This is a genomic window from Desulfosporosinus sp. HMP52 (genome assembly GCF_000765145.1).
GTDB lineage: Bacteria > Bacillota > Desulfitobacteriia > Desulfitobacteriales > Desulfitobacteriaceae > Desulfosporosinus.
The window spans coordinates 34,599-46,830 of sequence record NZ_JMGA01000022.1 but is presented as its reverse complement, the minus strand read 5'-3'; the positions used below and the strand labels follow the sequence as shown (position 1 = coordinate 46,830).

Here is a 12,232-nt window from a genome sequence, read left to right as displayed (position 1 = left end):
ATTGTTTTATAATATATAGAATATAGAACTAGAGGGTTGTTATCTAACAGCCTTACATTAAACCCAATCATATAAGTTTTTGATTGGGTGACTTAGACCTTGTACTATATCCAGAGGTGCTTGAGGGTTATAATTGGGGGTGAATTAATCAGAAATAATCCTAAAAAATCACTATAGGAATCACAGTTATGTCCGATAAACAGAAGTAAAAAAGGGTCAATATTAGAGAGGGGTAGAAAGATGAGAAAACTATTTTCAGTAGCAACTGTAGCTTTATTAAGTCTTTCCCTTGTAACCGGTTGCGGAGCAACTGGGGGGCAAAAGTCAGCTGAGGTTATAAAAGTTGGGGGTAACCTTGAGTTAAGTGGTGGAGCAGCTGCTTTTGGACAATACGCTGAGAAGGCCATTAAGCTTGCATTTGAGCAACAAAATGCTAAGGGTGGAGTTTTAGGAAAGAAGCTGGAATACGTATCTGCGGATAATAAGTCAGACCCTGGGGAATCGACTGTAGCTTCAACAAAGCTGGCGACTCAAGACAAAGTTGTTGCAATACTTGGGCCTATGACAAGTGGTAATACTTTAGCTGCTGTTCAAGTAGTCACCGATAGCAAAGTACCTCTGATTACACCTACAGGTACTTCAGATAGTGTTACATTTGAAAACGGGAAGGTAAAGCCTTGGATCTTTAGAGCTTGCTTCATTGACCCCTTCCAAGGGCAGGTAGCTGCTAACTTCGCGTCAGATACCCTTAAAGCAAAGAAAGCCGCACTTTTCATAGATCAAAAGGGAGATTATTCTAAAGGTCTTGCTACCTCCTTTGAAGAAAACTTTAAAAAATCAGGCGGAGAAGTTGTTGCCACAGAACAGTATGTAGCAGGCAGTGATTTAGATTTCCGAGCAACCTTAGTACGAATTAAAGCCGCTAATCCCGATGTAGTCTTTGTTCCTGGATATTATCAGGAAGTAGGCTTAATTGTTAAGCAGGCACGTGAAATGGGAATGAAGCAAGTATTCGTAGGCGGAGACGGCTGGGGTTCCCCTCAACTAGTCGATGTAGCAGGTGCTGCAGCTTTAGAGAATACTTACTATGTCAATCATGGAGCTATGGATGATCCAGGAATGGCTCAATTTATTAAAGATTTCCAAGGAAAATATAATTCAGAGCCTGACACATTCGCAGCCCTTGGATATGATGCAGCAAATCTTTTAATTAAGGCTCTTGAGAATGCCGGCAGTACAGAACCCGAAAAATTGAGAAGTGCTTTGGAAACCATGAAGGGATTCCAAGGGATAAGTGGAGAATTGAATGTTGATCCAGCAACTCATAACCCAGTTAAGAGTGCTGCAATTCTACAATTTAAAGATGGCAAAAGCGTATTCATGACAAAAGTTAACCCAAAATAATCTATCAACTTGGAAGAATTGTCACAAAAAGCTAAGGAGGGAGGACAACCCCTCCCTCTTTTTTGTATTAGACTTCGGCAAATGCCAATGTAAAGGTTTAAAATATTTATATTTTAGTGTTCTGTCCAGGGTTATAAATTGAAACACATATTGACAAGAAGTGGCTGTCTCGGATTTGATAAATCGAAAAAACTATTCGGGAGTAAGGAGTTGAGAATATGGGAAGTGTAACTGAGCAAGTATTGCAGCAGATCGTAAACGGACTTTCTCTAGGAAGTATTTATGCTTTAGTTGCTCTCGGTTATACCATGGTTTACGGTATCATTAAGCTTATAAACTTTGCTCATGGTGATGTAATGATGGTCGGAGCCTATGCAGGTTGGTTTGCAACAACTACATTGCATATGTCGTTTATTCCGGCATTGCTAATTGCAATGACTGTTAGTGCGATTCTGGGGGTATTAATCGAACGGATTGCTTATAAACCGCTGCGTAATGCTACTCGAATTGCATCTTTAATTACAGCGATTGGAGTTTCTTTTTTCCTTGAGTATGGGGGCATGTTAGTTGTATCTCCTCAGATGCGCACTTATCCTCCTGTTTTTCCCGATACAATTTTTAATGTAGGTGGTATCATCATTAAATATGGTGATATTGTTATGATTGTCACCTCAATTGTCCTTATGGTTCTGCTGCATGGTATTGTTAAGTATACAAAGATTGGAAAAGCCATGAGGGCAGTTTCTTTCGATACTGAAGCAGCGTTATTGATGGGTATTAATGTTAACAACACTATTTCGGCAACTTTTGCAATTGGTTCCGCTCTGGCAGCCGCTGCAGGGGTTTTGATGGGAGTATACTTTAATACAATTAATCCGTTAATGGGTATTATTCCAGGGCTTAAGGCCTTTGTTGCAGCAGTTTTAGGGGGAATTGGTATTATTCCCGGTGCGATGGTAGGAGGATTTTTCTTAGGGCTTACAGAATCATTTGTTAGTGGTTTAGGAGCGTCGACATGGCGCGATGCAGTAGCATTTTTAATTTTAATACTTGTTCTCATTGTTAAGCCAAGTGGGCTTTTTGGTAAGAACATCCGTGAGAAAGTGTAGGTGGAATCATGGGTAAGCGGATTAATCGTCAAAGTGTCCTAACTTTAGTGGGTGTCCTACTTGTCTATGCCATCGTTCAGGGAAGTATTTTCATGGACATCTTACCCCCTTTTGTTGCCCTCACTTTGATTCAGGTTTGTATCTTTATAATTCTTGCAACAAGCCTAAACTTAATCAATGGGATCACAGGCCAATTTTCAATTGGGCATGCAGGCTTTATGGCGATCGGAGCTTATGTAGCAGCTATTGTCGTTGTTAAATTTCATGGACCTCTTCTATTGGCCTTGATTGCTGGGGCAGTGGCAGCTGCCGTAGCCGGTTTTTTAATTGGTCTCCCTACTTTAAGACTAAAGGGAGACTATTTGGCGATTGCAACCTTAGGATTTGGAGAAATAGTAAGAATTGTTTTTTTAAATACAAGCTACGTTGGAGGGGCTTCAGGATTTTCAGTGCCGAAAACAATTACTTGGACATGGGCATTTTGGCTAACGGTCTTAAGTATTATAATTATTAGAAATTTTATTAAGTCAACCCATGGTCGAGCGTGTATTTCTATTCGGGAGAATGAAATTGCAGCGGATGTAATGGGTATTAATACAACAAAATATAAAATTATGGCCTTTACAATTGGTGCGTTCTTTGCCGGACTGGCAGGCGGAATCTATGCTAATTACCTATATATTATTCAACCTCTAACCTTTAGCTTTTTAAAGTCTTTTGATATTCTAGTTATGGTTGTACTCGGTGGCTTAGGAAGTTTAACGGGTAGTGTTCTGGGTGCTGTGGTAATGACAGTGGTTTCCGCTGCATTATCAGGTTGGCCAGAGTGGAGACTAGTAATAACAGCCGTACTTTTAATCGTAATGATGATTTTTAGACCGAAGGGATTACTAGGGACTAAAGAATTTAGCTTAAGTTTCCTCGGAAAGAAGGGTGATAAGAATGCCTCTTCTAAAGATTGACAAACTCTCCAAGTCTTTTGGAGGTTTAAAAGCCGTATCAAACCTTAATGTTGAGATTAACGACGGAGAATTGATCGGTTTAATAGGTCCAAACGGTGCCGGAAAAACCACAGTTTTTAATTTACTGACTGGAGTTTATGAGCCAACGGAGGGCAGCGTTAAATTTCAGAGTAAAGATATGAGAGGGCTTAAACCCTATCAGGTTACCCAAAGTGGGATGGCCAGGACGTTCCAGAATATCCGTCTTTTTAGTGATCTAACTGTTATTGAAAATGTTAAGATAGCATATCATCAAAGAAGTTCCTATAGTACCCTTAGTGCCTTCTTACGTTTACCAAGTTATTATGCTGGAGAAGAAGAAATGCATCGTAAAGCGATGGAACTTCTCAAGATCTTTAATCTGGAGGATAAGGCTGAAGAAGTTGCTAAAAATTTGCCTTATGGTGAACAACGCCGTTTAGAAATTGCTCGTGCTTTAGGTACAGAGCCTAAGCTTTTATTGCTCGATGAGCCTGCAGCGGGGATGAATCCTCAAGAGACACACGACCTTATGAATCTCATTCGTTGGATTCGTCAACAATTCAATTTAGCTATTTTGTTAATTGAACATGATATGTCCCTAGTAATGGGCGTATGCGAACGAATCTATGTTTTAGATTATGGAATGATTATTGCGCAAGGCACACCAGATGAAATCAAGAGTAATCCCAAAGTCATCGAGGCTTATTTAGGGGAGGAGGTTGTCTGATGCTTGTCCTTGAAGATGTAAATGTATTCTATGGTGCAATTCACGCCCTTAAAGGTATCTCCCTCGAAGTTAATCAAGGGGAAATTGTGACGCTTATCGGTTCAAATGGTGCAGGCAAAAGCACTTGTCTCAAAACAATCTCTGGCTTACTGCGGCCAAAGACAGGGAAGGTTTCCTTTAAAGGGTCAGACCTTGCTAGTATTGCTCCTCAAAGTATAGTTGCCCAGGGAATATCTCAAGTACCAGAAGGTAGACGTGTATTTGCCAATATGACTGTTATTGAAAACCTAGAACTGGGAGCTTACTTACGTAAGGATAAAGCGGGCGTTAAAGAAGACATGAAGAAAGTTTACGAATTATTTCCACGCTTACTGGAAAGAAAAAGTCAGCTTTCAGGTACTTTATCAGGAGGAGAACAACAAATGCTGGCAATGGGTAGGGCGCTAATGTCTAAACCCCAACTTTTGCTGCTAGATGAGCCTTCAATGGGCTTGGCTCCCATCTTGGTAAAACAAATTTTTTCAATCATTAAAGAGATTAATTCAAGCGGTACTACAATCTTACTTGTTGAACAAAATGCCCATATGGCTCTTTCTATCGCTAATAGAGCGTATGTATTAGAGACTGGTAAGATAGTTCTTTCCGGAGATTCTAAAGAACTTGCCGCCAGTGAAGAAGTCCGTAAGGCCTACTTAGGAGGCTAATATAAATCATTGGATGATGGTAGACTTTTCGGATTTTCCTTTCGCCATCCTCGGTTATGGTTACATTGCAACTATAAACTAGGTATGCATTAGGAATTATGGTCTATTTTGGTCGTGGCGTAATGGTTACTAAGCGCTGCCAGTTGCATTAGCTTGGTACCAAAGTGTAACTTGGTGTTTGCTGGCTAAAGCTTAATTGTAGAAGGAGGTAATTAGAAATGTATGTTCGCCAATTTATGACAGCTCAAGTTTTTACGGTAGGCCCGGATAAATCTATTGCGGATTCAATGGCTCTTATGAGAGAAAAGAAGATTAGTAAATTGCCGGTTGTAGAAAAGGGTAAACTTGTAGGTTTTGTCACAGATGGAGATCTCCGTGAGGTCTCTCCTTCTCCAGCAACAACATTAAGTATTTTTGAACTAAACTATCTTATTGCCAAGACGCCTATCCGTGAAGTTGCGATTAAGAAAGTCATAACTTGCCATCCAGACACTCAAATTGAGGATGCCGCTTTGATGATGAGAGACCATAAAATTGGTGGGTTACCTGTCATTGAAGACGGTAAAGTGGTGGGGATAATAACTGGTTCAGACATATTAGATGCCTTTTTAGATATTATGGGATTTCGTAGTCCCGGACAGCGCGTAATGATCGAGACTAAGGACCAAATTGGGGTTATGTCAGATTTAGCCCTTGTGACTAAGGAACATGAGGTCAATATTGGAAGTTTAGCTGTATATCATCTCAAAGACAATAAGGTTCAGATTCTTGCTCGTCTTCAGGGGGATCAGGTTGACGAAGTTGAAAAGTCCTTGGATAAAAAAGGTTATCAAATTAAAAAATAATTTTTAATTTAAAGATTGTTAAGAAAGAAAGCACTGAGTGAAGAGGAATTCACCCAGTGCTTTCTTTCTTGAAGAAAAGAGATATAATGTAGATATCAAACTACCAAAAAAATGAGGAGATGGAAGCATTGCACCTGTTTAACCGTTCTATTTCCATTAATGTACGTTCAAAAGACAAGGATATGCTGATTGTGGATGGTACTTTCATTGACACTCATCATGAGTTATGTATAACTTTAGAAGTTGATATAAAGAGCCGTACAATAACAGGAGCTACGGGAGAATTCCGTCGAGCGCCCCATACAGATTGTGTTGAAACTCAAAATCGAATTGAAAAGCTGCTAGGGATAAATCTGAATAAAAATGTTCGCAGACAAGTACAAGCTGCTGTTGGCCTAAAGGAAGGATGTACACATATTACAGACCTAACTCTTGAGTGTGTAAAGGGCCTAATGCAAGCTTCATATCAGTTGATGCACCTTACTATGCGAGAAGAGCAAGTTAATGAAATTGTCGAGAAGTATTTGGAAGGCAGCTGCTTCCATTATAACAAAGGAGCGGTTTAATGACTTTCATTACTTGGGGGTTTATAGGCTATTAGGATAGTCTCTTGACCAGTAATGGAGCTAAACTTATGCTCTAATGCTTTCAGATCATCGATTTGTTCCTTTGTTAAGTTTGAAATCGAAGTTCCCGAAGGGTTCATTGCTTAATCCTCCTTTAAACTCATAGGTATTATGGGTTTCTTTGTTAGAAGTATTTTGTACAAATACAATAAGTTTTAACCATCAAGTTATTGGGGACTTTGACTGATTTGCTTTCCAAATGATGATTAATGTGATAATATGATTGTCGTTAGTATGGGGATGGATGGTGACTGGTGTTGCTCCCGGACTTCAAATCCGCGTGTCGGGACGCAGAACGTTCCGAGGTGTGTTCGATTCGCACACATCCCCGCCAAAATTTAAACTTTAAAATCTTGGGTTATAGGTTGGAGTTATCTTAAAGGGATTAGGTACTTTTATTTCAAAAAATAAATCCGGAGTAAGTTGGAATTGTTTTTTATAGGCAGCGTGAAGCTGCCTTTTGATATATCGGTTCTGTGGTTAGTTAAAGTTAAGATTAGAAGAATTTAATACAGCAGGATTTTATGGATATAGCCCGAATAAGCTTTATTTATAAACTTTTAGAAATCTGACGAGGGTCAATTAGGGAGGGACTATGTGAATCTAGTCGATGTACTTATTATAGGTTTTATCTTATTTGGAGCACTACATGGCTACCAAAAAGGTTTGATAACAAGCATTGTTAATTTTTTTATATGGCTCGTAGGATTCTTAGTAGCATCGTGGAAATACATGGCTGTCTTGAGCCTTGCAGAACAGTATTTTCCACTTAGACAATGGATAGAGCCAATGATTTACCGTGTATTACTTCCTACTGTGGAGTCGAAAGCGCAAACTTTGCAGCAACAAGTACTAGGGAATATTCTAGGTATAATTCCTGAAGAATGGCGTGGTTTTTTCCCCTTTTCAGATTTGTCCAGCACACAAATGCCTCAAACTCTTGAACAAGTAACCCATAGTTTGGCAGGGACAATTACCGAGAGTATACTTAGCCTATTTGCTTTTGGCTTTGTATTTTATTTTGTGGTGTTATGTATTCAGATACTGGTAGCTATTCTTCTGCGCCCACTTGGAAGCTGGAGTGGGTCATTTAATCGTGGAGGAGGGTTACTGTTTGGCGGGCTAGGGTCACTTATTGGCCTGTCAGTATTAGCTGGATTATTGTCGCCGTTTCTAAATATCGGCGCAAATGATGGTTTTATGGAACTTGTGCTAAATTCCTACCTATATCCCCATTTGATCCAAACATTTAACCTCTTAGATCAGATGTTTTCTGCTCAACTTAAAGAAAAGTTGCTTGAGCCACTTTCAATGGGTAAGGGAGTATGGTTCTAAGATATATAGTAGGCTTATTTAAGAGAATCTAGTTAAGTTTGACATATCTGTCGGATAAACGAGGCGAAAATGACGAAAACTTAAAGTTAATTAAGTTTTAGGGGTGATTGAATGGGATCTAAAAAAGTCAAACTAGCCTGGGATGATCTAATGATATCAGATCAAGAACGAGAGGCTGTGACGGAATACCTTTCCTTCTTGAGTAAAGGAAAAACCGAGCGAGAATCTTGGCAGATTATTGAGAGTTGGGCTCAACGGGAAGGTTTTATACCTCTAGATAAGCTTGAAGGCTTTCAACCTGGTCAAAGAGTTCGTTTGGCAGTTCGAGGAAAAGCAGGTATCTTAGCAATTTCAGGCCAGAGACCTTTGAGCGAGGGTTTTCGACTAATCGCAACTCATATTGATGCTCCGCGATTAGATATTAAGCAGCACCCTTTGTATGAAGAGGAAGGGTTGGCTTTCTTAAAAACCCATTATTATGGAGGAATAAAAAAGTACCAATGGATGGCCCTACCGCTATCTCTCCATGGAGTTGTCTTCTTGCGCAACGGGCAGAAGGTAGAAATAATTATTGGAGAGGATGAAGAAGACCCTGTTTTTACAATTTCAGATTTACTCCCGCATTTAGCAAAGGATCAATATAACAAAAAGCTGAGTGAAGCAGTATCTGGAGAAGGCCTAAATCTTCTGTTAGGGCACAATCCTTCCTTGGGGGAAGGGGAAGAACGGGTGAAATCTGCAATCTTAGTTATCCTCAGAGATAAATATGGTATTGAAGAGGAAGACTTTGTAAGCGCAGAGCTGGAGGTTGTTCCAGCCGGTAAAGCCCGCTATTCAGGGTTGGATAAAAGCTTAATAATCGGTTATGGTCAAGATGATCGTATTTGCTCCTTTGCAGCTTGGAAAGCAGTTGCAGAAATTCAACAGCCGGAGTGGACAACACTGGTTCTATTTGCGGATAAAGAAGAGATTGGCAGTGACTCTAACACGGGAATGAAGGCTCGTTATTTGGAGAACTTCATTGCCGAACTAATTACCTTGCAAAGCGGTAAATATGATGGATTACTGGTTAGACGATCATTAGCCCGAGCAAAAGCTCTCTCAGCAGATGTCACAGGAGGCTATGACCCTAATTATGCTGAGGTTATGGATAAACGTAATTCTGCCTTTTTAGGACGAGGTCTGGTTATCAGTAAGTATACCGGTTCTAAAGGGAAGTATGATACCAGTGACGCCAATGCGGAGTTTGTTGCGGAGGTTCGGCGGATTTTTGATGATGCTAAGATTTGTTGGCAAACTGCAGAATTAGGAAAAGTCGATCAAGGCGGTGGAGGAACGATAGCCCAATACATGGCTATATATGGCATGGAGGTCTTAGATTGCGGTGTCGGAATTCTGAGTATGCATGCGCCTTGGGAAATAGCCTCTATAGCAGACCTGGTTATGATGATTCGGGGCTACCAGGCATTTCTGAAATATTCCGGCTGATCCATCAACTAAAAGGAAGACAGTAACATGAATAGTCTATGGATTAATAATAGTTTTTTAGATTTTGATTGGCAAAAGTTAGGAATGACGATCTTAAACTCTCTGATATATATAGTTTTAGTATTAATCATTGCCCGTGTTGCTTATGGGTTAGCAATTTACTTATTACGCCGGATGTTGCTAGACCATAGAGGAAAAAAACTACTTGATGAACGCAAGGCTAATACGATCTTTTCGTTGCTTAAGAGTATGGCGTTTTATTTAATCGCTTTTACGGCTATTATTCATGTTCTTAAGCATCTTTTTAGCTTTGATACGGGTACTCTTCTAGCTTCTGCTAGTGTCTTAGGAGTAGCCTTAGGTTTTGGATCCCAGAGCCTTGTTAAAGATATAATTGGAGGTTTCTTTATCCTCTTTGAAGATCAATTTTCTGTCGGCGATTATGTACAAACCGGCCAATTCTCAGGGGTAGTCGAAGAGACGGGGATTAGGGCAACACATCTAAGGGATTGGGGCGGGGAACTTCATATTATTCCAAATGGTAGTATCACAGCGGTTACCAACTATAGTAGAGGTAAAATGAGGGCCTTGGTAGATATTCAGGTTCCTTATGATGAGGATTTGGACAAGGCTATGGCTGTAATGCATACTGTTTGTGAACAGGTCGGTATTGAGTTTGGTGATAAGATAATTGATCCGCCAACGGTACAAGGTGTAATCCAGTTTGGTGAAAGAAATACGGTATTGAGAGTAATTGCCTTTACTCAGCCTAATGAACAGTGGAGTTTGGAGAGAGAACTGCGGAGGCAAATACATAGTGCATTCTTAAAAGAAGGAATTCGCACACCACAACAAAATGTCTTTGTGACTAATCCCATTAAGGACTCAAGTGGCTAAGAACTCGATAAAGTTACTTTCGAAAGACTAAGGTTTATTCGTTCATTTGTTTAGTATGGAGATCAAACTAAGTTACTCAAACTAGCGACTTGGTAGGAAACTCAAAAATTCGAGATGAGAAGTAAAACGTGGTAAGTTCTTCCTTCGGACTTCGCACCTCGAATTTCGAATCTCGATCAGGGGGTATCACTAAATGATTCCATTAAATGTAGGAGATATTGTTCGACTTCGTAAGTCTCATCCCTGTGGAAGTCTGGATTGGAAGGTAATGAGAACGGGAATGGATTTTCGCATACAGTGTTTAGGATGTCAGCATCAAGCCTGGATTCCCCGGGCCAAACTCGAACGAAATTTGAAAGAGATTCTTCAGCGGGTTGATGAAAAATAGAACCTGAGACCAAGGTCGACTATATTTTAGATCTGGGGTATCGTGATTGAATGAGCTGAATGGTTGCAGTGTATGAAAACATCACATATAATCGGTTAAGATAGTTTGTTTGCGTATTATGAGGAGGTCTGACATGACGTTACATGCAGGAATTGTCGGTTTGCCAAACGTCGGCAAGTCGACATTATTTAATGCTATTACACAAGCTGGTGCTGAAGCCGCAAATTATCCCTTTTGCACCATTGATCCTAATGTTGGAATGGTAGAAGTACCTGATTCACGTTTGCAAAAGCTGGCAGAGATGGTTAATCCGAAGAAGATTGTTCCAGCGACTGTGGAGTTTGTGGACATAGCCGGACTTGTTAAAGGAGCAAGTAAAGGAGAAGGTTTAGGTAATAAGTTCTTATCTCATATTCGTGAAGTCGACGCAATTGTGCATGTGGTTCGGTGTTTTGAAGATGAGAATGTTGTCCACGTAGAAGGTAATGTAAACCCAAAGCGAGATATAGAAACCATTGATCTAGAATTAATCTTATCCGATATGGAGAGCATAGAGAAACGTTCAGATCGAACCTCCAAACTCCTAAAAACGGGGGATAAAAAGGCACAAAGTGAAATTACACTTTTAGAACGGTTAAAGGAAGTGTTCAATCAAGGCAAAGGGGCCCGTTCCTTGACCTTTACAGATGATGAGAGGGAGATTCTGAAGGGATTCCCACTCTTGACTCTAAAGCCGGTGCTTTATGTTGCTAATGTTAGTGAAAGTGGGTTAGCTACAGCGGCTGATAATCCTTATGTTCAACAAGTTCAGAAGATTGCCGCTGAAGAAGGTGCGGAGGTCGTTGTTGTCTGCGCACAAATTGAAGCGGAAATCGCGGAACTCGAGGCAGATGAAAAAGTCGCTTTCCTGGAAGACTTAGGGCTTGAAGAATCTGGTTTAGATCGCTTAATTCGCGTTGCCTTCCACTTGTTGGGTTTAATGACGTTTTTCACCGCCGGACCCATGGAAGTGAAAGCATGGACTATTTATCAGGGAACAAAAGCTCCAAAGGCTGCGGGGGTAATTCATACTGATTTTGAACACGGATTTATCCGAGCAGAAGTGGTTTCTTATAAAGATTTTGTTGAGTTTAACGGATTAAATGGTGCCAGAGATAAAGGGTTAGTTCGTTTGGAAGGCAAAGAGTACATTATGAATGATGGAGATATTGTTCATTTCCGCTTTAATGTATAGAGAATAGAAGTGATTTGGAGTATCGGGCTAAGGTATAGAATGAGCCCTGTATTTTAACTAGAAAAACTATGAATGTGGTAAGTTATCTTAAAATGTTGCTTTTTAGAGTTTGAAGTGGTATAATTTCTGCTTGGTAGTCTAAATATCCCTGCTCCGTAAAGTCGGGGCCGTTTAGTCCGAGGGGAGGTGCAAATATGAAAGCGTATGAATTACTTTATATCATTCGTCCAGATTTGGATGAAGAGGCAACTACGGCACTTGTAGATCGTTTAGCCGGGCTCGTTGCTAGCAATGGCGGAGCTAACTTAACGGTTGAAAAGTGGGGTAAACGTCGGTTAGCCTATGAAATTGATGATTACAAAGAGGGCCAATATATCCTTATGAATTTCGAAGGTGAAGGCCGTACATCTCAAGAAATTGAGCGGGTTATGAAAATATCCGACGATGTAATCCGTTTCTTAACCGTTAGAAAAGACGACTAATAGAGCGGGG

At 40.2% G+C, this 12,232-nt stretch carries 14 protein-coding genes and 1 tRNA gene; 14 read left to right on the top strand and 1 reads right to left on the bottom strand.

Translation table 11 applies throughout. The annotated features are described in order from the left end of the window. Positions 1–240 precede the first annotated feature (240 nt). The 7 genes from DP73_RS10150 (at position 241) to DP73_RS10120 (ending at position 6,338) form a co-directional block, all read left to right on the top strand. Entirely contained in the window at positions 241–1,404 is a 1,164-nt protein-coding gene (locus DP73_RS10150; protein ID WP_034599265.1) for an ABC transporter substrate-binding protein, read from the top strand. A gap of 218 nt (positions 1,405–1,622) precedes the next feature. After that, entirely contained in the window at positions 1,623–2,513 is an 891-nt protein-coding gene (locus tag DP73_RS10145) for a branched-chain amino acid ABC transporter permease (RefSeq protein WP_034599264.1), read from the top strand. 8 nt (positions 2,514–2,521) lie between these two features. After that, complete coding sequence (locus tag DP73_RS10140) at positions 2,522–3,475, top strand: branched-chain amino acid ABC transporter permease (protein ID WP_034599263.1); 954 nt, start codon at positions 2,522–2,524, stop codon at positions 3,473–3,475. Continuing rightward, entirely contained in the window at positions 3,456–4,223 is a 768-nt protein-coding gene (locus DP73_RS10135; RefSeq protein WP_034599262.1) for an ABC transporter ATP-binding protein, read from the top strand. The genes DP73_RS10140 and DP73_RS10135 overlap by 20 nt, the downstream gene beginning before the upstream one ends. Continuing rightward, positions 4,223–4,927 (top strand): ABC transporter ATP-binding protein, encoded by a 705-nt coding sequence (locus tag DP73_RS10130; protein WP_034599260.1) that lies wholly within the window; start codon positions 4,223–4,225, stop codon positions 4,925–4,927. Before DP73_RS10135 ends, DP73_RS10130 begins: the two co-directional genes overlap by 1 nt. Positions 4,928–5,145: 218 nt before the next feature. Next, a complete protein-coding gene (locus DP73_RS10125; protein WP_034599259.1) occupies positions 5,146–5,772 on the top strand; it encodes a CBS domain-containing protein in 627 nt (208 codons plus the stop codon). Positions 5,773–5,900: 128 nt separating this feature from the next. Further along, positions 5,901–6,338: a DUF2889 domain-containing protein gene (locus tag DP73_RS10120; protein ID WP_034599258.1), complete on the top strand. Its 438-nt coding sequence runs from the start codon at positions 5,901–5,903 to the stop codon at positions 6,336–6,338. On the opposite strand, the gene DP73_RS23430 is transcribed toward DP73_RS10120, so the two are convergent. Then, entirely contained in the window at positions 6,335–6,478 is a 144-nt protein-coding gene (locus DP73_RS23430) for a hypothetical protein (RefSeq protein ID WP_165574398.1), read from the bottom strand. The two genes, DP73_RS10120 and DP73_RS23430, sit on opposite strands and share 4 nt — an antisense overlap. Before the next feature lie 156 nt (positions 6,479–6,634). Here DP73_RS23430 and DP73_RS23425 point away from each other — a divergent pair. From DP73_RS23425 to rpsF, 7 genes are all read left to right on the top strand, one after another. Next, a tRNA-Sec gene (locus DP73_RS23425) sits at positions 6,635–6,732 on the top strand. 263 nt (positions 6,733–6,995) lie between these two features. Further along, positions 6,996–7,733 (top strand): CvpA family protein, encoded by a 738-nt coding sequence (locus DP73_RS10115; protein ID WP_034599257.1) that lies wholly within the window; start codon positions 6,996–6,998, stop codon positions 7,731–7,733. 111 nt (positions 7,734–7,844) lie between these two features. Continuing rightward, complete coding sequence (locus DP73_RS10110) at positions 7,845–9,221, top strand: aminopeptidase (RefSeq protein ID WP_034599256.1); 1,377 nt, start codon at positions 7,845–7,847, stop codon at positions 9,219–9,221. A gap of 27 nt (positions 9,222–9,248) precedes the next feature. Further along, entirely contained in the window at positions 9,249–10,118 is an 870-nt protein-coding gene (locus tag DP73_RS10105; protein ID WP_034599255.1) for a mechanosensitive ion channel family protein, read from the top strand. A 193-nt stretch (positions 10,119–10,311) separates the two neighbouring features. Next, positions 10,312–10,506 (top strand): DUF951 domain-containing protein, encoded by a 195-nt coding sequence (locus tag DP73_RS10100; protein ID WP_034599254.1) that lies wholly within the window; start codon positions 10,312–10,314, stop codon positions 10,504–10,506. Positions 10,507–10,639: 133 nt separating this feature from the next. Beyond that, complete coding sequence (ychF, locus tag DP73_RS10095; RefSeq protein ID WP_034599253.1) at positions 10,640–11,740, top strand: redox-regulated ATPase YchF; 1,101 nt, start codon at positions 10,640–10,642, stop codon at positions 11,738–11,740. Positions 11,741–11,934: 194 nt separating this feature from the next. After that, positions 11,935–12,222: a 30S ribosomal protein S6 gene (gene rpsF / locus DP73_RS10090; protein WP_014905338.1), complete on the top strand. Its 288-nt coding sequence runs from the start codon at positions 11,935–11,937 to the stop codon at positions 12,220–12,222. Positions 12,223–12,232: the final 10 nt, after the last annotated feature.